This window comes from Vreelandella nigrificans, assembly GCF_002374315.1.
Classification (GTDB): Bacteria; Pseudomonadota; Gammaproteobacteria; order Pseudomonadales; family Halomonadaceae; genus Vreelandella; species Vreelandella nigrificans.
Map to the genome: position 1 here is coordinate 48,047 of NZ_NWUX01000003.1, position 22,232 is coordinate 70,278.

The 22,232-nt window shown below is 53.6% G+C and carries 20 protein-coding genes and 2 tRNA genes; 1 reads left to right on the forward strand and 21 read right to left on the reverse strand.

The features are described from left to right. Window positions 1-45: 45 nt before the first annotated feature. From yejK to rlmE, 21 genes are all read right to left on the reverse strand, one after another. Window positions 46-1,059 (reverse strand): nucleoid-associated protein YejK, encoded by a 1,014-nt coding sequence (gene yejK / locus CPA45_RS05620; protein ID WP_096650642.1) that lies wholly within the window; start codon window positions 1,057-1,059, stop codon window positions 46-48. A 60-nt stretch (window positions 1,060-1,119) separates the two neighbouring features. Continuing rightward, window positions 1,120-1,881, reverse strand: coding sequence for an ABC transporter permease (locus CPA45_RS05625; RefSeq protein WP_096650643.1), 762 nt, complete (start codon window positions 1,879-1,881; stop codon window positions 1,120-1,122). Then, the gene (locus CPA45_RS05630; RefSeq protein ID WP_078090008.1) at window positions 1,878-2,813 is read right to left on the reverse strand and encodes an ABC transporter ATP-binding protein; all 936 of its coding nucleotides are present in this window, start codon (window positions 2,811-2,813) and stop codon (window positions 1,878-1,880) included. The genes CPA45_RS05625 and CPA45_RS05630 overlap by 4 nt, the downstream gene beginning before the upstream one ends. A 58-nt stretch (window positions 2,814-2,871) precedes the next feature. Next, the gene (locus CPA45_RS05635) at window positions 2,872-3,150 is read right to left on the reverse strand and encodes a peptidylprolyl isomerase (RefSeq protein ID WP_078090007.1); all 279 of its coding nucleotides are present in this window, start codon (window positions 3,148-3,150) and stop codon (window positions 2,872-2,874) included. Between the two features lie 260 nt (window positions 3,151-3,410). After that, complete coding sequence (locus CPA45_RS05640; protein WP_096650644.1) at window positions 3,411-4,556, reverse strand: serine hydrolase; 1,146 nt, start codon at window positions 4,554-4,556, stop codon at window positions 3,411-3,413. 9 nt (window positions 4,557-4,565) lie between these two features. After that, window positions 4,566-5,672 carry a heparan-alpha-glucosaminide N-acetyltransferase domain-containing protein gene (locus CPA45_RS05645; protein ID WP_096650812.1) on the reverse strand — a complete coding sequence of 369 codons (1,107 nt, stop codon included), beginning with the start codon at window positions 5,670-5,672 and terminating at the stop codon, window positions 4,566-4,568. 182 nt (window positions 5,673-5,854) lie between these two features. Further along, on the reverse strand, window positions 5,855-8,017 hold the full coding sequence (pnp, locus tag CPA45_RS05650) for a polyribonucleotide nucleotidyltransferase (protein ID WP_096650645.1): 2,163 nt from the start codon (window positions 8,015-8,017) through the stop codon (window positions 5,855-5,857). Between the two features lie 177 nt (window positions 8,018-8,194). Next, window positions 8,195-8,464: a 30S ribosomal protein S15 gene (gene rpsO / locus CPA45_RS05655; RefSeq protein ID WP_009723734.1), complete on the reverse strand. Its 270-nt coding sequence runs from the start codon at window positions 8,462-8,464 to the stop codon at window positions 8,195-8,197. A 117-nt stretch (window positions 8,465-8,581) separates the two neighbouring features. Then, entirely contained in the window at window positions 8,582-9,502 is a 921-nt protein-coding gene (gene truB, locus CPA45_RS05660) for a tRNA pseudouridine(55) synthase TruB (RefSeq protein ID WP_096650646.1), read from the reverse strand. Further along, entirely contained in the window at window positions 9,502-9,918 is a 417-nt protein-coding gene (rbfA, locus tag CPA45_RS05665; protein ID WP_096650647.1) for a 30S ribosome-binding factor RbfA, read from the reverse strand. The genes truB and rbfA overlap by 1 nt, the downstream gene beginning before the upstream one ends. 17 nt (window positions 9,919-9,935) lie before the next feature. Further along, a complete protein-coding gene (gene infB, locus CPA45_RS05670) occupies window positions 9,936-12,479 on the reverse strand; it encodes a translation initiation factor IF-2 (RefSeq protein ID WP_096650648.1) in 2,544 nt (847 codons plus the stop codon). A gap of 27 nt (window positions 12,480-12,506) precedes the next feature. Continuing rightward, window positions 12,507-14,021 carry a transcription termination factor NusA gene (gene nusA, locus CPA45_RS05675; RefSeq protein ID WP_078090000.1) on the reverse strand — a complete coding sequence of 505 codons (1,515 nt, stop codon included), beginning with the start codon at window positions 14,019-14,021 and terminating at the stop codon, window positions 12,507-12,509. A gap of 69 nt (window positions 14,022-14,090) precedes the next feature. Beyond that, a complete protein-coding gene (gene rimP / locus CPA45_RS05680) occupies window positions 14,091-14,552 on the reverse strand; it encodes a ribosome maturation factor RimP (RefSeq protein WP_078089999.1) in 462 nt (153 codons plus the stop codon). Window positions 14,553-14,920: 368 nt separating this feature from the next. Beyond that, window positions 14,921-14,997 (reverse strand) — tRNA-Met (locus tag CPA45_RS05685). A gap of 151 nt (window positions 14,998-15,148) precedes the next feature. Continuing rightward, window positions 15,149-15,235 (reverse strand) — tRNA-Leu (locus CPA45_RS05690). A gap of 34 nt (window positions 15,236-15,269) precedes the next feature. Next, window positions 15,270-15,629, reverse strand: a complete 360-nt coding sequence (secG, locus tag CPA45_RS05695) for a preprotein translocase subunit SecG (protein WP_078089998.1) — start codon at window positions 15,627-15,629, stop codon at window positions 15,270-15,272. A 4-nt stretch (window positions 15,630-15,633) separates the two neighbouring features. Further along, window positions 15,634-16,383, reverse strand: coding sequence for a triose-phosphate isomerase (gene tpiA / locus CPA45_RS05700; protein ID WP_096650649.1), 750 nt, complete (start codon window positions 16,381-16,383; stop codon window positions 15,634-15,636). Between the two features lie 107 nt (window positions 16,384-16,490). Further along, window positions 16,491-17,840, reverse strand: a complete 1,350-nt coding sequence (gene glmM, locus CPA45_RS05705; RefSeq protein WP_096650650.1) for a phosphoglucosamine mutase — start codon at window positions 17,838-17,840, stop codon at window positions 16,491-16,493. Then, on the reverse strand, window positions 17,837-18,754 hold the full coding sequence (gene folP / locus CPA45_RS05710; protein ID WP_208858458.1) for a dihydropteroate synthase: 918 nt from the start codon (window positions 18,752-18,754) through the stop codon (window positions 17,837-17,839). The genes glmM and folP overlap by 4 nt, the downstream gene beginning before the upstream one ends. Window positions 18,755-18,856: 102 nt before the next feature. Beyond that, window positions 18,857-20,866 carry an ATP-dependent zinc metalloprotease FtsH gene (gene ftsH / locus CPA45_RS05715; protein WP_096650652.1) on the reverse strand — a complete coding sequence of 670 codons (2,010 nt, stop codon included), beginning with the start codon at window positions 20,864-20,866 and terminating at the stop codon, window positions 18,857-18,859. A gap of 251 nt (window positions 20,867-21,117) precedes the next feature. Further along, entirely contained in the window at window positions 21,118-21,765 is a 648-nt protein-coding gene (gene rlmE, locus CPA45_RS05720) for a 23S rRNA (uridine(2552)-2'-O)-methyltransferase RlmE (RefSeq protein ID WP_096650653.1), read from the reverse strand. A 114-nt stretch (window positions 21,766-21,879) separates the two neighbouring features. On the opposite strand from rlmE, the gene yhbY reads away from it, so the two are divergent. Further along, on the forward strand, window positions 21,880-22,206 hold the full coding sequence (gene yhbY, locus CPA45_RS05725) for a ribosome assembly RNA-binding protein YhbY (protein WP_078089993.1): 327 nt from the start codon (window positions 21,880-21,882) through the stop codon (window positions 22,204-22,206). Window positions 22,207-22,232 lie beyond the last annotated feature (26 nt).

The following is a 22,232-nucleotide window of genomic DNA, read 5'->3' on the forward strand; positions in this document are numbered from 1 at the left end:
GCTTAGTGCCCTCTCATCCAAGGAGCTTCACGCCAACCTCTTCCCTCACTCCTTACGCTTGGCCAACTGCTCTTTTAGCTGCTTGGGCACTTGCTTGATGATGAGACGGTCTTGGCTTTCATCATACTCAATGCTGGAACCCAGCAGGTGCGAATCAAAGCTAATTGAAACGCCCCCAGCGCGACCGGTAAAGCGGCGAAACTGGCTAATAGTGCGTTTATCCGGCGGGATTTCTGGGGAAAGACCGTAGTCTGCGTTGCGAATATGCTCGTAAAACGCCTTAGGCTGCTTTTCATCTACTAACCCTGAAAGCTCTTCCAGAGTCATTGGCTCACCACGACGCAACTGCTCGTTGGCATAGTCCACCAGGGTATCAGTTTTTTCCCGGCTGGCTTCTTCGTCGTAATCCTCTTTCTCGACGTAGTCGCTGAAGGCCTTTAACAACGTACGGGTTTCAGCGGGGGCATCAATGCCCTCTTCCATTCCGAGCAGTGCCACTAAGCCATCGGCAAGCTTTTTACCGCCGCGATCCTTTAAAAACGACACATACTGCGCGCTTTCGGAATCACTCTGCCATTGGGTAAGGTTAACCCGTGCCGCCAGGGTTAGCTGGCTAGTATTCAGTTGGGCAGCAGGTACTGCTTGGTGCTCAGCGTTGATGCCAATGCCTTCACGCTGGTGTACCAAACCCAGAAACAGGGTTTCAGTATCCCCCTGGCGCAGGTGGGCAAATACCAGGTAGCCACTAACGGAGAGCTGCTCTTGAAGCGTTTGCGCAAGACGCTCGGCCATCGCCGTAGAGAATTGGGCAAAATCCTGCTCGCCAGCCATGTAATCCCTCAGCCAGGCTACTAACGGCCCAGCCTGCTCACCCTGTTCGGCAAACCGCCCCCACCCCTTGGCTTTGGTGTTATAGGTGTCGTTTAGCGCGTTCACCAAGCTTGCCATCACCGGATCGTCGTTGGCCTCCTGTCGTGAGGCCGGTGCCGCCGTGACGGTTAAGCGCTCTCCGTCTAACGACGGGTCAAGGCGGTGCACAGTGCTTTGCAGTAGCGGCATAAGCGGGAGTTACCTTTTAAGCAGAAAGCGGATAAACAGAAAACGAGCAGCTAGAAACCACTAGGGTTTTAAGCGGTAACCGGTGCGGAAAATCCAGGCAATGGTGGCAAGACTCGCGATGAGAAACAGCAAAATCATCGCTACGCTGGCGCCAAGGCTAACGTCACTAATACCGTAGAAGCTCCAACGGAAACCACTTACCAAATACACCACCGGGTTCGCCAGCGTGACGGTTTGCCAAAATGGCGGGAGCATATCAATGGAATAGAAACTGCCTCCCAGAAATGTCAGCGGCGTTATCACCAGCAGCGGCACCAATTGAAGCTTATCGAAACCATCAGCCCAGATACCAATGATAAACCCCAGTAGACTGAAGGTAACCGCGGTAAGCACCAAAAAAGTAAGCATCCAGATGGGGTGGGCGATCTCCAGCGGTACAAACAAGCTGGAGGTAGCAAGAATAATCAGCCCCAATAGAATTGACTTTGATGCCGCCGCACCCACATAGCCCACAACAATCTCCAGGTAGGAAATGGGGGCTGATAAAATCTCGTAAATGCTGCCAGAAAACTTGGGGAAGAAAATCCCAAAGGAAGCGTTAGACACACTCTGGGTGAGTAGCATTAACATAATCAGCCCTGGCACGATAAAAGCGCCATAGCTGACCCCGTCAATCTCGCTTATACGCGAGCCAATCGCTGCGCCAAACACCACAAAATAGAGCGAGGTAGAGATCACCGGTGAGACAATGCTTTGCAGCAGGGTACGCCGAGTACGCGCCATTTCCGCCATATAGATGGCACGAACGGGGTAGAGATTCATGAGCGCTCCTTGACTAGGTCGACAAAAATATCTTCCAGAGAACTCTGCCGCGTGTGCAGGTCTTTAAAACCAATGCCTTCTTTTTCCAGCTGCGTGAGTAAAGCGGAAATACCCCGCCCCTCCTCCTCCTGACGACCATCGTAGGTGTAGACCAGTTCATGGCCATCTGCCGCTAGGCTCAGCTCGTCTTGGTCGAGGGCCGAAGGAATCACGTTGAGTGGCGTTTGCAGCTGCAGCGTTAGCTGTTTGCTGCCGAGCTTTTTCATTAGTGCTGCTTTCTCTTCCACCAATACAATCTCACCGCGGTTAATCACACCGATGCGGTCAGCCATCTCTTCAGCTTCTTCGATGTAGTGGGTGGTAAGAATAATCGTAACGCCGTTATCCCGCAGCCCGCGCACTACGTTCCACATATCCCGGCGTAACTCAACGTCAACGCCTGCGGTGGGCTCATCAAGAAACAGGATACGTGGCTCGTGGGAGAGCGCTTTGGCAATTAGCACTCGGCGCTTCATGCCCCCTGAAAGGGTCATCAAACGGTTATTGCGCTTATCCCACAGGCTGAGGGATTTAAGCACCTTTTCGATATGAGCAGGGTTAGGTGGCTTACCAAACAAGCCGCGGCTAAAACTGACTGTATTCCATACCGTTTCAAAGGCTTCGTTGGTGAGTTCTTGGGGTACTAGCCCAATCCGCTCACGGGCTTGACGATAATGGCTAATACTGTCGAAGCCATCCACCACCACCGAGCCCTCGGAGGGGTTTACCAGCCCACAAACTACACTGATCAAGGTAGTTTTACCTGCCCCATTTGGGCCAAGCAGGGCAAAAATCTCGCCGCGCTGGATGGTTAAGTCCACACGGGTTAACGCTTGAAAGCCACCTTCGTAGGTTTTGTTCAAGCCTTCGATAGTAATAATGGGATCGTTCAAGGCGTGCTCCTCACACCGCGGCACAGAGGCCGCGGTGCTCGACGGCCATTTGGCGTCATTAGCTGCGGCTAGTGATTTCCAACAGGTGGTAGCCAAACTGGGTTTGTACGGGTCCGTGTACTTTGTTTAGTTCACCACTGAAAACAACTTTGTCGAACTCAGGCACCATTTGGCCGGGACCAAAGCTACCTAAGTCACCGCCTTGGCGGCCAGATGGGCAGCTTGAGTGCTGCTTGGCGACATCAGCAAAGTCACGACCATTTTCGATCTCTTGTTTCAGTGCATTGCACTGCTCTTCACTGCTTACCAAAATATGACGGGCGCTGGCACGTGCCATAACAAACTCCTAGATAGAAATAAAAAGACCCAACAAGATCTGTTGACGTTTCATCTGGCGGTTTTCAATACTTTCGCGGGTACGCTTCGCTTACTACGCGCTACAACAGCCTATTGCCTTACTGTAGCGCGGGTAACGCATCTCGCGAGGTACGAGCGAATACGGCACCCGTGTTGTCAGCTACTAGCCACCATCGCGAGTGCGCTTCGCTTACGCTCAGTTTATCACGCTGGCATGGGTTGTTGGCGTTCGCGCACTGGTTAAGGGTCGGCTAGCGCACCGCTATCGCGCAGTGCTTCCCCGACCCTTGCCATCGCTTGTTCGTGGGCACTTGCAGCAAGCGGGCCACGGCCACATGCGACAATCACCCATGGTCCCGCTTCAGAGCCATGCTGAGAGGCAATGCCAGCATCGCAACTACGCCGGTGCTGAGTGCCTGTCTTATGGGCAAAGTGAAAAGCGCTACCCATACCCTGCTTCAGGCGATGTTCTCCTGAACGGGTGCGGCCCATGACTGCCAACAGTAGTTGGCGCTGCGCGGCATCGAAGTCGGCCATGCCACCGTGGTGCAGGCTGGCCAACACATCGCCATAGCCACGTAGTGTGCCTCCATTCTCGCCCGTTGCCTCATAAGCATTAAAGGCATGGTCGTAGTCAGGCTGCGCCAACGATTCACGGCCTACACCAAGCCTACGTGCCAGCGCTGCAGGGCGTTGATTAACGCTATGTTCCCGCAGGGCGATAAAATCTAGCCCTGCCAAGCCATGGGCATCGGGGTGTAATTGCCCATACACTCCTTGGCGAACACCTACCAGTTTACCGATGGGGCCTAACGCTTCAGAATTGCCACCACTGGCCGCTACCATTGCCCTGGCTCGGGCATTCACAGCATCAAGCCCTACTCGGTCAATCAACATATCCGAGGCAGTATTGTCGCTAACAGTAATCATCTGCTCTAGTAAGTAGCGAATAGTGATCGGTGTGCCGGGGTCATGCCAGTTAACCGGCCCTGCACCGTCTACGTAGTCGCTGCGGGCAAGCGTCAGCCGTTCATCAAGGGAGAGCACACCTGCCTGGCGCTCGGCTAATACCTGGGCTGCCACCGGTACTTTAACCAATGACGCTAAGTACCATGGCTGGTCAGCTTGCCAGGAGTAGGCTTCTCCACTGGCCAGATTCTGTACATAGACACCCAACTGGCCGCCAAACACCTCTTCAATGGCAGCTATTCGCGCATTTAAATTACCCTGCCAAGCACTCTGTTTATCGACTTCATAGTACCAATGTGTGTCGTAGTCGTGGTTATGTATGTCATCGCTATATGTGCTGTCATACCCAGCGGCATAGGCAGGAAACACTAGTAATAGCGTAATACCTATCAGCCAGCGGTGTAATGCTTTCAAAATAGTGACCTCTTATTTGTGGCGAGCAACCCAGCGGGTCAGCCAAATCCATAGCGCGGCCCCAACTATTAACAACCCACCCACGCCAAGCGCCTGTGGATAAGTGTAGGCGCCCTGGCCTTCAAGCAAAAAGCGCAGCACCAGAAAGATCATCACAATGTGGAAAATAAATGCTTTGAGGGCGTCGCTACCCACTATTGTTAGCGGCCGTAGCGCTTTGGCAGCCATGGATCCCCCTGCAAGAGCTAACCCCAACAGTATCAAAGCGCCCCCGACGCTAAACAGCATAAATTGCAGCCCAGGCGGGTGCTTACCGACGTTTCGGGCAACCGCCATCATGGCGCTATATACATCGCCATGGATGATTGCCAAACCATAAAAACCAACCACCATCAGCGTGCCTATGCTGACTAGCACAAGCACCAAGCGGCGGCGCAAAACTTGGTCAAAATAACAGCGCAGGATGGCCTCGCCAATCAATAAACCTGACAAAACTAACGGCGCCCGGCCAAGCTGTCCCCAGGCGTAGTGGTCTTCATGATCCACTAGCAGGGCTTTCAGAATATCGTTACCGCCAAAGGTAAGCCCCTGTAACCATGCGGAAAGCACCGTTAGGCCAACAATGGTAGCCACACGGCCCCATAGTGGCGTTCGTGCCCAAAGCGGCAGTATCAACGGCACCCATAACAAAGCAATGGCGTAGAAGCCGAGGATCTCCACCCAGATGGCAAAACGCCCGTAGAGCAGCGTATTAACGATATCGCCAGGTGAGCTGAAGGGCAGCATTTCAACAACGGTAAGCACCTTGTACCAAAACCAAACCTCAAGCGCTCGCACCCATAACTTTAGGCGCCGTTTGGGCCAGTCATCACTCTGAGTATGGGATAGAAACGCAACCGCCAGTGCGATGCCAAATACTAAAATAAATAGCGATGAGGAGAATTTGGTTAAAAAGTGAATAGGCACCATGCCCCAATCGGGCACGTTACGAATGCCCACTAGCCCGCTAACGGCGTGGCTAACAATCATCAACCCGATGGCAACCCCGCGGGCGAGGTCAATAGCCTCAATCCGCCCTTCCGCTTTGGGAAGCTGTGGCACTTCCTTCCAGTTGAGCATGTCGACTGAGTCCTTATGGTAAATAATGGCCATAGTAAGCTAACCATAGACTATGCCCTACAGGCACCCATCAACCCAGCCTCTTGGTAACGCCAAGCCTTCCAAAGCAAGCCGCCCCCGCAACCAAGGGCTGCGGGGGCGGCTGATGTGTCGCTAACTAGCGACACTGTCACAACCGATCGTTACTCGGTAACTTCTAAAGGGGCGGCGGCAAAGGCCGCTTTCTCTTCTTCAGTGATCTCTTTAATGGAGAGTTTCACGCGGTTGCGGTTATCAATATCCAGCACTTTAACGATCACATCGTCGCCTTCATTTAAGAAGTCGCGGACATTGTTAACGCGCTCAGCAACAATTTGTGAGATATGCACTAAGCCATCGGTACCCGGCATAATGTTCACAAACGCGCCAAAGTCAGCGATACGTACCACTTTGCCGTTATACAGCTTGCCGATTTCCGCTTCTGCGGTGATCGCCAGTACGGTGTCGATGGCTTTTTTCGCTGCAGCTTTATCTTCCGCATAGATGCGTACGGTACCGTCATCATCTAGGTCGATAGAAGCGCCGGTATCTTCACAGATTTTACGAATTGTCGCGCCGCCTTTACCAATCACGTCACGGATCTTATCCGGGTCGATTTTGATAGTGGCCATGGACGGTGCATTTTCCGACACATCAGTACGGCTTTGGCTGATCACGTCATTCATCTGCGCAAGAATGCTGATGCGAGCATCATGAGCCTGCTGCAGTGCTTTTTCCATGATCTCTTCGTTGATGCCTTCGATCTTAATGTCCATCTGCAGGGCAGTTACGCCCTCTTCAGAACCAGCAACTTTGAAGTCCATGTCGCCCAGGTGATCTTCATCACCTAAGATATCAGTGAGAACGGCGTAGCCGTCTTCATCTTTCACCAAGCCCATGGCAATACCCGCCACTGGCGCTTTCAGCGGCACACCGGCATCCATTAGCGCGAGCGAAGAGCCGCACACAGAAGCCATGGAGCTTGAGCCGTTAGATTCGGTAATTTCTGATACGACACGAATGGTGTAGGGGAAGGCTTCTTCGGAAGGTAGCATCGCTTGCACACCACGACGCGCCAAACGGCCGTGACCAATTTCACGACGCTTGGGTCCACCCATAAAGCCTGCTTCACCCACACAGTAGGGAGGGAAGTTGTAGTGCAGCATAAAGCGATCTTTACGCTCGCCTTCCAGGGACTCGATCAACTGCGAATCACGCAGGGTACCCAAAGTAGCAATCGCAATCGCTTGGGTTTCACCACGGGTAAATACCGCAGAACCGTGAGTTTTTGGCAGCACACCTACTTCAATGGCCAACGGACGTACGGTAAAGTTATCGCGGCCATCGATACGCGGCTCGCCTTTCACCACACGTGAGCGTACAACGCGCTTTTCAAGGCCGGCAAAGGCACCTTTCACGTCATCTTTGCTGAACTTGCCTTCTGCTTCTTCGCCTTCAGCAGACGCTAGCTGCTCAACAGCTGCATCTTTAAGTGCTGAAAGTGCGTCTTGGCGGGCCATTTTGTCGGTAATGCGGTAAGCATCGCCCACTTTGGCTTCAAAGGCATCGGCCATGGCAGTTTTTAGCGCCACGTTCTCTTGGGGCGGCTGCCACTCCCAGCGCGGTTTGCCTGCTTCAGCGACCAGCTCTTTAATCGCGTTGACGGCAACCTGCATCTCCTGGTGGCCGAACAGTACGGCACCCAGCATTTCGTCTTCGAGCAGCTCTTGGGCTTCTGATTCCACCATCAGCACAGCGTTTTCAGTACCGGCCACTACCATGTCCAGCTCAGAAGTGGCTAGCTCTTCAACGGTCGGGTTCAGGAAATACCCTTGCTCTTCGTTAAAGCCAACGCGCGCGGCGCCGATCGGGCCATTAAACGGCACACCAGAAATACCCAGCGCCGCGGAAGTACCCAGCATGGCCGCGATATCCGGATCATGGTTACGGTCGGTAGACAGAACGGTACAGATCACCTGCACTTCGTTCATAAATCCCTTGGGGAACAGCGGGCGAATCGGCCGGTCGATCAGGCGAGATGTGAGGGTCTCTTTCTCTGTAGGGCGCCCTTCACGCTTGAAGAAACCGCCAGGGATCTTACCGACTGCGTAAGTTTTCTCTTGGTAGTGCACAGAGAGAGGGAAGAAAGGCTGGTTAGGGTTCGCTTCTTTTTTAGCTACCACCGTACACAGTACGACAGTCTCGTCCATGGTCACCATTACGGCACCAGTGGCCTGGCGAGCAATGCGGCCAGTTTCTAGAGTGACGGTGCTACGACCGTATTGGAACGTTTTTTTTACCGGATTCACGGCGACTTCCTTTAACATTAATATCTACTTGTCTTTTCGCTTGGGTCGTTTTGACTCGTCACCATTCTAGGCGCTGGCGGGCCATACGGCTACCAGAAAGCTAAAATCGCATGCGGGGGATGGCCATAAAAAAACGGGCAGCCCACAAGGGGCTGCCCGTTTTCGATCGTTATCGCAGAGCTTTTTTCTAAGAGCTTAGCGACGCAGACCTAAACGCTGAATCAGAGACTGGTAGCGTTCGAAATCTTTACGCTTCAGGTAGTCCAGCAGTTTACGACGCTGGTTTACCATGCGGATCAGACCACGACGTGAGTGGTGATCCTGCTTGTTGGTTTTGAAGTGGTCCTGCAGGCCATTGATGTTGGCGCTCAGCAGTGCAACCTGTACTTCAGGGGAACCGGTATCGTTATCGCCGCGGCCGTATTCGTTGACGATCTCGGCCTTCTTTTCAGCGGTTAATGCCATCTGTCTCTCCAGTAAGCAATATGCCTAAAATTGAATGGGTGAGACCACGCATATTTGCAGTCTCATGCTACTATCTACTAGCTATTTTCGCGTAAATCGCACCATCCTTGCAACGTTTTACGAGATAGCAACTGTACTTAACAGTCGCTTAGGTGCCACTTCCTGGGCACTTTTTACAACACCAAGGCCGATAAACGTCTCGGCGTAATAAAGTCTTGCCAGCGCATCGGGCGCAAGCGCTTCAATGGGCACATTGGCTGACTGCCCGTGGGCAAGACACCCATAGGCTGTTTCATCGACGTTCAGCGAAGGCAAATGGCCCACCAATATATCCACAGGCATTAGCTCAGCCTCGCGGCTAGCTTGGCTTGCAAGCGCTTCAAGGCCTTCTAGTGTCCACATAGCGTCGCTAGTGAAAGGCCCGGTTTTGAGCCTTCTCAGCTGGCTAATATGGGCACCGCAACCCAATGCTTGGCCAATATCTTCGGCCAACGTGCGAATATAGGTACCTTTGCTACAGCTAACTTCAAGCTCAAAGGCGGTGCCCTCAAACCCAAGCAGCCGCGCATCATACACGCTTACCCGTCGCGCTGCACGCTCAACGTGCTTGCCTTCTCGGGCTAGCTCGTAAAGCTTTTTACCCTGGTGCTTGAGGGCAGAGTACATTGGCGGGATTTGTTCTATCTCTCCACGAAAACGCGTTAAAACAGCTTCAATGTCCTGCGCGGTAAGGCTTGGCACCTCCCGCTGCTCAATGACAGTGCCTTCAGCATCGCCGGTGTCGGTGATCACCCCCAACTCTACACGGGTGCGATACATCTTGTCGGCTTCCAGCAAGTGCGCGGAGAACTTAGTGGCTTCCCCTAAGCAGATAGGCAGTAAGCCCGTTGCCATAGGGTCAAGCGTGCCGGTATGCCCGGCTTTCTGCGCCTCGAAAAGACGACGCACACGCTGCAGCGCGTGGTTACTGGAAATGCCCTTGGGCTTATCCAGTAGCAACACACCATTGACCGGTAACCCGCGACGGCGACGTGCCATTAGCGCGTCTCCTCACCATTTTCGCTATCACCTTCGCTCTCATCATCCTGCTGTCGGGCACGATCGGTGGAGACCGCTTCGGCAATCAGCGACGAGAGATGCTGGCCGCGCACTACGCTTTCATCGTAATGAAAGCGTAGCTCGGGTACGTGACGCAGCTTGATACGCTTGGCAATTTGGCTTCTTAGAAAGCCTGCGGCACGCTTAAGTACCTGCAGGTTCTCCTTGATACGCTCCGGCTCTTGCTCACCCAACAGGGTGACATAGATATCGGCGTAGCCAAGGTCACGACTCACCGTGGCACCACTTACCGTGACCATGCCTAAGCGTGGGTCTTTTACTTCGCGTTGGATGAGTACCGCCAGCTCCTTTTGGAGCTGATCGGCTACTCGGTCGGTACGCTTAAATTCGCGCATGATTGCTCCTCGCGGCCTTACAGGCTGCGCTCGACCTTCACTTGGTCAAAGACTTCGATCTTGTCATTGACCTGAACATCGTTGTAGTTCTTCACGCCGATGCCACACTCCATACCGTTACGCACTTCTTGGACGTCGTCTTTGAAGCGGCGCAGCGATTCGAGCTCACCTTCGTAAATTACCACGTTGTCACGCAGTACACGGATACGCTTGCTGCGCGAAACGGTGCCTTCGACAACCATACAGCCGGCCACTGCACCAATTTTCGGCGCACGGAACACATCGCGCACTTCAGCCACACCCACGATCTCTTCTTTCCACTCGGGGGCAAGCATACCGCTCATCGCCTGCTTAACCTCGTCGATCAGCTGGTAGATGACGCTGTAGTAACGCAGATCCAAGCCTTCACGCTCGATAATCTCACGGGCAGAGGCGTCAGCACGGACGTTAAAGCCGACCACGATCGCCTCAGAGGCAAGCGCCAAGTTGGCATCGGTACCAGTGATACCACCAACACCCGAGGAGACCACGGCAACTTCAACTTCACCCGTAGAGAGTTCTTCCAGGGCGCCTTTGATAGCTTCCAGTGAACCTTGAACGTCGGCTTTCAGAACGATATTGACCTTGGCAACTTCGTCTTGGCCCATCTGGCTAAACATGTTCTCCAGTTTGGCCTTCTGCTGACGTGCCAGACGCACCTCGCGGTATTTACCTTGACGGAAGTTAGCCACTTCACGGGCTTTCTTCTCGTCGGCAACCACCATGAAGTCATCACCTGCGTCCGGGGTGCCATCTAGACCCTGGATCTCTACCGGCATGGCGGGGCCAGCGGTATCAACCTGCTTACCAAGTTCGTTGGTTAGCGCACGAACGCGACCGTAGTGCAGACCCGCTAGAACGATGTCGCCTTTCTTCAACGTGCCGTTTTGCACCAGTACAGTGGCAACTGGACCACGACCTTTATCAAGGCGCGATTCAACCACAACACCTTTACCCGGCGCAGACGGTACAGCTTTCAGCTCAAGCACTTCAGAGACCAATTGGATCGCTTCCAACAGCTCTTCGATACCTTCACCGGTTTTAGCTGAAACGTGAACAAACTGCGTATCACCGCCCCACTCTTCGGAAATGACACCGTGCTGCGATAGCTCGTTCTTGATCCGATCCAGATCAATGCCCTGCTTATCGATCTTGTTCACCGCTACTACCATAGGTACTTCAGCAGCTTTGGAGTGCTCGATAGCTTCAATCGTCTGAGGCATCACACCGTCGTCGGCAGCAACGACCAGGATAACTACGTCGGTAGCTTTAGCACCGCGGGCACGCATGGCGGTAAACGCTGCGTGGCCAGGGGTATCCAGGAAGGTAACGCCGCCGTGGTTGTCTTCCACGTGGTAAGCACCAATGTGCTGGGTAATGCCGCCTGCTTCGCCGGTGGCGACTTTGGCACGACGGATGTAATCCAGCAGCGATGTTTTACCGTGGTCAACGTGACCCATAACGGTAACCACCGGTGAGCGAGTGATCTCTTCACCTTCGTAGGAGATGCCTTCAAGCATTTCCGTTTCCAGCGCATCATCCTTCACCAGTTTGACCTTGTGGCCCATCTCTTCCACGACGATGGCCGCTGTGTCCTGGTCAATCGTCTGGTTGATGGTCACTGCCGCGCCCATGGTGAACATGGCCTTGATTACTTCGTTGGCCTTGATCGACATTTTGTCGGCAAGCTCAGCAACGCTGATCGATTCAGGAATCGATACTTCACGCACAATAGGCTGAGTCGGCTTCTGGAAAGCATGCTTGCCATTGCCGGTCTGGCTGCCACCACGGCGACCACCGCGACGCTGCTCGGCACGCTTTACCTTCTTACCGCCACCGCCACGCTTACGCTCTTCGCGGTCGCCACGATCGTCGTCATCATCACGACCTTTCTTCTTCGCAGCAGCTTTCTTAGGCGGCGCAGTACGACGGTCGGTGCGGCCTTCCTTCGGCGGAGCAGGCGGCATGTCATCAGCAGCCGGTGCATCGTCGATTTGCAGCTCTGGCACTGAAATCTTGGGCGTTTCAGCAGCTTTTGCCTTGGCTTTCTCTTCCGCCTCTTTCCGTGCGGCGTCCTCGGCAGCCTTAGCTTTGGCAGCCGCTGCTCGCTCTTCAGCTTCGCGAGCATCACGTGCTTTGCGCTCGGCTTCCGCTTCCGCCATATCACCTACTAACTGGCGCGGGCCAGTATGCTTTGGCTCAGCGGCTTTCGGCTTCTCATTCTCAGCGCTTTTAACGTAAGTTTTTTTCTTACGTACCTGCACTTCAATGGTCTTGCCACGCTCGCCGGTTTTAATGCGGCTACGAGTTTTGCGCGTCAGCGTAATGCGGTTTTTGCTTGCATCAACTTCACTGCCGCCATGGCTTTTCTTTAGAAAGCTAAGCAGCTTTTGCTTGTCTTCTTCAGACACAGCATCACCTTCAGAGGCATGCTGTAAGCCTGCTTCTTTCATTTGTTCCAATAGGCGGGGCACATCACGGCCCACCTTTACTGCAAAATCTTTAACTGTCATATCTGACATAGTGACCCTCCTCAGCCCGTGACCTGTTTACTGTGTGTTCGAATCCGATGCGTTCTCGTCTTCAAACCAGGGCGCACGGGCAGTCATGATCAGTGCCGCTGCGCGCGCTTCGTCCAACTCCTCGATATCGACCAGATCGTCGACAGACTGCTCGGCGAGATCTTCCATGGTGACAATGCCTCGGCTAGCCAGAATGAAGGCCAGATGGCGCTCCATGCCGTCCATTTCCAGCAAGTCATCTGCTGGTTGGGCACCATCTAGCGCTTCTTCCGAGGCAATCGCCATCGTCAGCAGCTCGTCTTTCGCGCGTGCACGCAGCTCTTCCACCAACGCTTCATCGAACTCTTCGATTTCAAGCATCTCTTCAAGCGGCACGTAAGCAATTTCTTCCAGGGTGGTGAACCCCTCTTCTACCAACAGGCGGGCAACATCCTCGTCCACTTCCAAGTGCTGAACGAAGGAGTCCACCAAACTATCGATTTCTTGCTCACGCTTAGACTCGGCTTCATCTTCGGTCATCACATTGATGCGCCAGCCGGTCAACTCAGAGGCTAAACGTACGTTCTGCCCGCTACGACCGATGGCCTGAGCGAGGTTATCTTGGGCGACAGCCACATCCATCGCGTGGGCATCTTCGTCCACTAGGATAGACCCAACATCGGCTGGCGCCATGGCGTTGATAACCAACTGCGCTGGGTTGTCATCCCACAGCACAATATCCACACGCTCATTTTGCAGTTCCGAAGAGACTGCTTGAACACGTGAACCACGCATACCGACACACGCCCCAACAGGGTCTATACGGCGGTCGTTGGTTTTCACCGCAATTTTGGCCCGTGAGCCAGGGTCGCGAGCAGCACCTTTAATTTCAATCAGTTGCTCGGCGATTTCCGGCACTTCAATTTTGAACAGTTCAATAATGAAGGCTGGACTGGTACGCGACAGCTGTAGCTGGGCGCCGCGCGCATCCGGGTCTACCTTCACTAGCAACGCACGCACCCGCTCATTCATGCGGTAGCGTTCACCGTGAATCATCTCATTACGCGGCAAGAAGGCCTCGGCGTTTTCGCCCAGGTCAATAATCAGGCCGTCGCGGGTGGTCTTTTTAACAATACCGGCGACCAGCTCGCCTTCACGATCAGCGTATTGGCGTACCACTTCAGCACGCTCGGCCTCGCGCACTTTTTGCACGATAACCTGCTTAGCGGTTTGCGCGGCAATACGACCAAACGCGGCATTTTCAATTTTATGCTCAACAACATCGCCAAGCTTGAGTGGCGGATCGCGTTGTTCGGCGATGCTCTCTTTGATTTCGTAATCTGGCGTTTCAAACTCATCATCTTCGACCACCGTCCAATAACGGAAGGTGTCGTAGTCACCTGTGCGGCGGTCGATATGCACCCGCACGTTGGCTTCTTCCTGATCAAAGCGCTTGCGTGACGCGCTAGCCAGTGCGGCTTCTACCGCTTCAAAGATGACATCACGGGGAACGCCTTTTTCATTAGAGATCGCGTCCACGACCATTAAAATTTCTTTACTCATGCGTTTGCCTCGCCAGAAAACCTGTCCTTTTGTGCATCACCCCGGCAACCGCCGGAAGCCGCCACCCGTTTAATCGTCGAACTGCGGGACAATTTGCGCAGAATCGATGCTTTCGATAGGAAAGCAGTACTCTTCGCCATCCAGCTGCAGCAGCACTTCATCGCCTTCAATACCCGCTAGAAGCCCTTGGTATTTGCGCCGCCCATCAAAGGCAACACGTAGCTTAAGCGCAACTTGGTAGCCTTGATAACGGATGAAGTGGTCCAGGGTATATAAGGGGCGTGCCATGCCGGGCGAAGACACTTCCAGACGGTATTCACCGGGAATGGGATCTTCTACATCCATAACGGCACTAATTTGACGACTAATATCAGCGCAATCTTGTACGCTGACGCCGCTTTCGCGCTCAATGTAAATCACCAACCGCGAGTGCTTGCCCTGGGAAATATGGTCGATACCCCAAAGCTCAAAGCCCATGGCGGTAACGACAGGTTCGATCAGCGCGTGAAGCGCAGCGTGTTTTGTGGCCACAGACAAAGCTCCTATAGCCGTTGCATCAGGCACCTGGCCAGGAGTAAATAAGAAAAGTCAGGTGGCTGATTGGCGTTACCCGGAAATGTGTCTCTGGCAACTCGGATGACATCCGCTTTGAGACACGCTTGGCTCGCAAAAAGCTTTAATAAAAAGCTATTAACAAAACTGTTAACAAATGATGCTAACAAAAAGGCTACTAACAAAAAGCCCCTTCACAGGAAGGGGCTTTTTGAAAGAAACCTGTAATACCTCTTTAGCAATATGCGGAGAACATTGTCAAAATGACCACCTCGTCATAATGACTGACTCACCACCTCAGCTACTCAATAATGACCGTAACCGAGATACAACACATCACTAGAAGATGGTAGCGGGGACCGGATTTGAACCGATGACCTTCGGGTTATGAGCCCGACGAGCTACCAGACTGCTCCACCCCGCATCAATCTAGGTCGACGATAATAGACACTTGAACCACTTACGTCAACCTTTCTTTTCAAGTGTGTTTTTCGTCTTAGGTGCCAACCCCTGCTTTCTTTTACAAAAGCTTTTCTGGCAAAAACTCTGGGAAGCTGGTGAACCAGCAAAACAGATGGTGCCGAAGGCGGGACTTGAACCCGCACGACCATACGGTCACTACCCCCTCAAGATAGCGTGTCTACCAATTCCACCACTTCGGCATCAGGGGAGGCTAAAGAAAGCGACATCAATATGTTACTCGCTGCTTTCCTCTAGCACTGGCGCGGTATTATCCATACTTGTAGGGCCGTCGTCAAGCGTTGGGAAGTTACGCTGCTGCTCAATTAGACGCGAGTCAGGGATACCTGCTTCCGGCGCCTGGCCCGCTTGAGTAGCAAAGTAAGCGAGGGCCATTGAGGTAACGAAAAAGCCTGCCGCTAACACAGCGGTAGTCCGGGATAAGAAACTACCGCTCCCCCGTGAACCGAAGACCGTTTGCGATGCACCACCACCAAAGGCAGCGCCTGCTTCGGCACCTTTACCCTGCTGAAGCAGGATGAGTACAACCAGGGCGATCGCAATCACCACATGAACCATAAGAATTGCAACTTGCATGGCGTTATCCTGCTGACTGACAAATGGCGTAGAAATCGTTGGTTTTGAGCGAAGCTCCGCCCACTAAACCACCGTCGATATCCGGCTGAGCGAGCAGCTCAGCCGCATTACTTGCATTCATACTGCCGCCGTAAAGCAGCTTGAGCTGCTCGGCAAGCGATGTATCAAACCCAGCTTGGTAAGCACGGATACCAGCCATTACCTCTTGGGCTTGCTCAGGCGTAGCAGTGCGACCGGTACCAATTGCCCACACAGGCTCATAGGCAATCACTACCTGAAGGCGCTGAGCAGGCTCTAACCGCGCCATCACATGCCCAACCTGGCGAAGAACAACTTGCATCGTGCTGCCCGCATCACGCTCTTCCAGAGTTTCGCCAACACATAGAATAGGCGTTAGACCAACATCCAGCGCAGCCACCAAACGGTCGAATACCTGCTCATCGGTCTCACGGTAAAGCTTGCGACGTTCTGAGTGGCCGACCAGCACGTAGCCAACCTCAAACTCCTTCAGCATACGCCCGCTAATCTCACCGGTATGCGCCCCTGAGTGTTGGGGATTTAGCGTTTGCGCCCCTAGCTGCAGCGGTGTGTTTTTGAACGCATGACGCGCCGCATCCAGATACAGGAACGGCGGAATCACGACAATGTCGATGTGCGCTGGCAGCGTGGCTGAAGCGAACGCGCTACCAAATGCTTCAATCAACGCCGTTGAACCGTTCATTTTCCAGTTACCGGCAATTAATGGCGTACGCATTGACTATCCTCACTCAAGGTGGAGCGAAATGGTATAGGAGCAGCCTTGTCAAGACAACCGCTGTTACTGGCATAGCGCGGTTTGTTGAAGCAGGCTTGGTGAGCAGGTCAGCTAAACTGGGCCTGCACCTGGTCGGCTAAGGCATTGGCTAGCCGCTCAACGTCAAGATGAGCACACCCTTCGACCATGACCCGAATCAGTGGTTCTGTGCCTGAAGGCCTGAGCAGTACACGCCCCTGGTCACCCAACTCTTCCTCAAGCATCGACACTGCCTGCTGCAAAGACTCGGAATCCATAACCTCTTTGGCGCTTGCTCCCTTAGGCAGCCTTACATTTACTAGCGCTTGTGGCACTTTTTCCAAACCTTTAAGTAGCTCAGGTAAGGTTTTTTGCTCGCGCATCATCAGCGCCAGCACCTGCAGCGCAGAAACAATACCATCCCCCGTAGACTGCACATGGCCACAGACAATATGCCCTGATGCTTCGCCACCCAGCTCCCACCCATGCGCGGCCATCATTTCCATCACGAAGCGATCGCCAACCTTGGCGCGCACAAAGGGGATGCCAAGTCTCTCCAGTGCCATAGCAAGGCCAAAATTGCTCATTAACGTGCCTACTACACCACCTTCCAGCAAGCCGCGCTCATGACGATCCCTAGCAATCAGATAAAGAATATCGTCACCATCTACTTCTCGGCCATCAGCATCTACCAGCAACAAGCGGTCACCATCACCATCAAAGGCAACGCCTAAATCAGCCCCTTGCTGAATAACCGCCGCCCGCAACGCTGCAGGATGGGTGGAGCCCACCTGCTGGTTAATATTCAGCCCATTGGGGGCAGCACCAATCACGCTGACCTCGGCACCCAACTCTCGAAACACATTAGGCGCAATATGGTAAGTCGCTCCATGGGCGCAATCCAGCACCACTTTCAGTCCATGCAGGCTTAGTCGATCTGGCAGGGTGGACTTACAAAATTCGATATAACGCCCGGCTGCGTCATCAATCCGCGTCGCCTTGCCCAAAGAGGCAGCAGCTGCTGTTGTTAGCGGCGCCTCGAGCATTGCTTCAATGCGATCTTCGATCTCATCAGGTAGTTTTTTACCCTCGGCGGAGAAAAACTTGATGCCATTATCATCAAACGGGTTATGCGACGCGGAAATCACGATACCTGCGTCTGCCCGAAAGGTGCGCGTTAAATAGGCGATACCGGGAGTAGGCATCGGCCCCAACAGAGCAACATCAACGCCTGCAGCAGACAAACCTGCCTCTAAGGCAGATTCAAACATATAGCCTGAAATACGCGTGTCTTTACCAATAAGCACCCGAGTAAGACCTTTCTCACGGCGCAATACTTGACCCGCCGCCCAGCCCAGTTTGAGCATAAAATCAGCGGTAATCGGTGACTGGCCAACGGTGCCACGAATACCATCGGTGCCAAAATAACGTCGTGTCATGCATCAAGCTCCTTATTTAACGGCGGCTCGCAACCCTCTTGCAATACCGCCCACGCCATATTAACGGCATCCACCGTTGGCCCTACATCATGCACGCGCAGAATATTCGCCCCGCGCTCAACCGCCATAGCTGCCAACGCCAAGCCACCCGCTAAACGTTCCTCAACGGGTCGGCCCAGCACTTTACCAATCATACTCTTACGTGACATACCAACTAACAGTGGCAGCTCCAACGCCTGTAAAGTATCCATGTACTTTAGCAAGCGTAGGTTGTGCTCAACGGTCTTACCGAAGCCAAAACCGGGATCGATCAATAACCGGCAGCGACGTAACCCAGCAGCCTCACAGGCTGCCACGCGCTCGGCGAGGTAAGCAAAAACGGCACTCTCCACCGGCTGATCATAACTCGGAGACTGCTGCATACTTTGAGGTTCACCTTGGCGGTGCATTAAACATACGGGCAGTCCGCTGGTAGCCGCTGCTGCTAAAGCACCCTCGCGCTCTAGCGCCCGCACATCATTTATCATACCTGCTCCCAATGCGCTCGCTTCCCGCATAACGGCAGCACTACTGGTATCCACCGAGACCAGGGCATCAAGCTCACGCACTAGCGCTTCAATCACTGGCGCCACACGATCTAACTCTTCTTGCTCAGACACAGGAGCAGCACCAGGGCGGGTCGACTCCCCACCCACATCGATCATTGCCGCGCCTTCTGCCAACATACGTTCGGCATGATGCAACGCGCCATCTAATCCAATGTGCTGCCCACCATCAGAAAAAGAGTCGGGAGTCACATTCAGAATACCCATAACCCTGGGGAACGAGAGATCTAACGAATGGCGCCCACAGCGCAAGTGATATGCGCCATTCACTGCCTGACTGGAAGATGAAGGGTCAACTATCGGTTTCATACTGCGGCCTGGTAAAGAAAAGAAACACTGCTGCTTGTGTCTACAGCATAACAAAAAGGCGCCCCATGATGGGACGCCTTTGCTCGTACAGGCTTGTGGTACTTATGGTCCAGCCGGGCCACCCAGCGGATCAGAAGGACGGCGACGGGATTCATCATCATCTTCCTCCCCATCATCACCCGAGACGCCAGAAGGAGCATCATTCCCATCATCTTGAGTCGCCGCAGGCTTATCATCGCCTACCTTCGCGCCACCACCGCCAGTGGAACTTCCATCATCCCAACCTTCCGGCGGACGCGGATCGCGACCTTCCATAATATCTTTCAATTGACTGGCATCGATGGTCTCGTACTTCATCAACGCCTCAGCCATAGCGTCCAGCTTGTCGCGATTATCGTGCAAAATCTGACGCGCCTGCTCGTAGCAGTCATCGATAATTTTGCGCACTTCTTTATCAAGGCGAGTAGTCGTATCGCCAGACTTCATCTTGCTACCGCCCTGCCCTGGGCCACCAAGGAACTGGTGAGACTCATCCTCGTCATACATGATCGGACCCATCTCATCCGACAAGCCCCACTTAGCTACCATGTTGTGGGCAAGCTCGGTCGCGCGCTTAATATCGTTCGACGCACCAGTGGTCACACCATTGGGACCTAGCGTCATCTCTTCGGCAATACGACCACCAAACAGCGAGCAGATTTGACTGAGGATCTGCTGGCGAGAGAGGCTATAACGATCCTCTTCCGGCAGGAACATCGTCACACCCAGCGCCCGGCCGCGCGGAATAATCGTTACCTTGTAGACAGGATCATGCTCAGGCATCACCAAGCCGATAATCGCATGGCCTGATTCGTGATACGCCGTATTCAGCTTCTCTTTATCGGTCATGACCATCGATTTGCGCTCTGCGCCCATCATGATCTTGTCCTTGGCAAGCTCCAGCTCTTCCATGGCAACCAGACGCTTGTTACGACGAGCAGCAAACAACGCCGCCTCGTTGACCAAGTTAGCCAGGTCAGCACCAGAGAAACCTGGCGTACCACGGGCAATTAACTGCGGTTTCACGTCATCAGCCAACGGTACCTTGCGCAGGTGAACGCCCAAGATATGCTCACGACCACGAATATCTGGCAGACCAACCGTCACTTGGCGGTCAAAACGACCAGGGCGTAGCAGCGCCGGGTCAAGTACGTCAGGTCGGTTGGTCGCCGCGATAACGATGATACCTTCATTAGCTTCGAAGCCATCCATCTCAACCAGCAACTGGTTAAGAGTCTGCTCGCGCTCGTCGTTACCACCGCCCATACCAGTACCACGTGAGCGGCCCACTGCATCGATCTCGTCGATAAAGATAATGCAGGGCGCTTGCTTCTTGGCCTGCTCGAACATATCGCGCACCCGAGAGGCACCAACACCTACGAACATTTCAACGAAGTCAGAGCCTGAAATGGAGAAGAAAGGCACTTTGGCTTCACCTGCAATGGACTTAGCCAGCAGCGTTTTACCAGTACCGGGCGGGCCCACCATCAGTACGCCACGAGGAATCATGCCGCCCAGACGCTGAAATTTCGTCGGGTCACGCAGAAAGTCCACCAGCTCCTCAACCTCTTCCTTCGCCTCATCACAGCCCGCCACATCAGCAAAGGTGGTTTTGATCTGATCCTGGGAAAGCAGTTTGGCCTTAGATTTACCAAAGCTCATCGGGCCGCCTTTGCCGCCTCCAGCGCCGCCCTGCATTTGACGCATAAAGAACATGAAGATGGCCAGGATTAGCAAAATCGGGAAGCTGGCAATTAGCAAGCGCGCCCAGATGCTCTGCTGCTGCGGCTCTTTACCGACCACCGTCACATTATTGCTCAACAGATCATCGATCAGCTTAGGATCTTCTGCCGCAGGACGGATGGTTTGGAACTGAGTACCATCCGTACGCTCACCAATGATGGTATAGCCATCAATCGTGACGCTACGTACCTGCTGATTTTGCACCTGCTGCACAAACTGCGAGTAGTTAGTGGTTTGTGGTGCGCTTTCCGTACTGAAATTGTTGAACACTGTCAGTAGAACGGCCGCGATGACCAACCACAGAATCAGGTTCTTCGCCATATCGTTCAAGGGGCTACCCTCATTACAAGAATCCGTCAGTTAACCATTGATACTCAGACCTTACACTAGAGCTCAACGTTCAACCATTGCCAAAGCACATTTGGCTTTGGGCCATCTGTGTCACGTTCGTCCAATGTCCGTAATGTGACACACCTTGCGCCTGCCTGTCTGGCAATCGCAGTGATAAATCTTTGCTATTGCACTAGCTGCCAACACCCTCCAGCACCCAAAAGGTGCACTGAGGTATCGACTGGGGCTGGTTAACCGCGAAACCCTTCAGCCAGAAAGTAGACTTCCCGCGAGCGGGCTCGCGAAGCATCAGGTTTTCTACTCACCACCCGATCAAAACTCCCGCGCAGCTCTTTCAGGTAGGCATCAAACCCTTCACCTTGAAAGACCTTGGCTAAAAAGCGCCCACCAGGCGGTAGCGTTTCTCGGGCTAGCTCTAACGCTAATTCTACCAGATACATGGCTTGTGGCTGATCTATCGCTGCCATCCCACTCATATTGGGGGCCATATCCGACATCACAAGGTCTACACGCCGATTATCCAGACGTTTTAATATCGCCTTGAGCACTGCCTCTTCGGTAAAATCCCCCTGGATAAAGTCAACGCCTGCCAGGGCATCCATCTCTAGTATGTCGGAAGCAATCACCACTCCCTCTGGCCCGACCTTCTCCGCGGCAATTTGACTCCACCCACCAGGGGCGGCACCAAGATCAATTACCGTCATCCCTGGGCGAAACAGCTTATCTTTTTCATTGAGCTCAAGCAGCTTATAACTTGCTCGGGAGCGGTAACCATCCTGCCAACTCTGTTTGACATACTGGTCGTCAAAATGCTCCTTTTTCCAGTTATTGCTGGTTTTACTGACTGAATGTTTACGACCTGGGGGCTTTTGCTGCATGTGGGAATCTGGCACTGGTATAAGAGATGGGCGCATTTACGCGATTGCTTTCACTTAGCGGCATTTCACCGTAAGATGGAACGTTAAGCGCTAACCGGGATACCGCAAGATACCATGAGCTTGTCACAGGCACAAAAGAAAGCATTTCGTAGCATTGGCCACCATCTTAACCCAGTGGTCACCGTTTCTGAGAACGGCGTCTCCGAAAACCTGCTCGCAGAACTCAGCCGCGCGCTCGATGATCACGAGCTAATCAAAGTGAAGCTCGCCCTGCCCGAGCGCGATGACCGTGCTGCCATGATCAACGAGCTACTGGACAACAGCAAGGCAGAGCTGGTGCAAACCATTGGCAAAATGGCGCTACTCTATCGTCGCAACCCAAAGGCCAACCCGAAGCTTTCCAACGTTACCCGCTTCGAAGGCCACCACGGTCGGCACTAACTCTCCCAGAGCGTGCTGCTGAACGT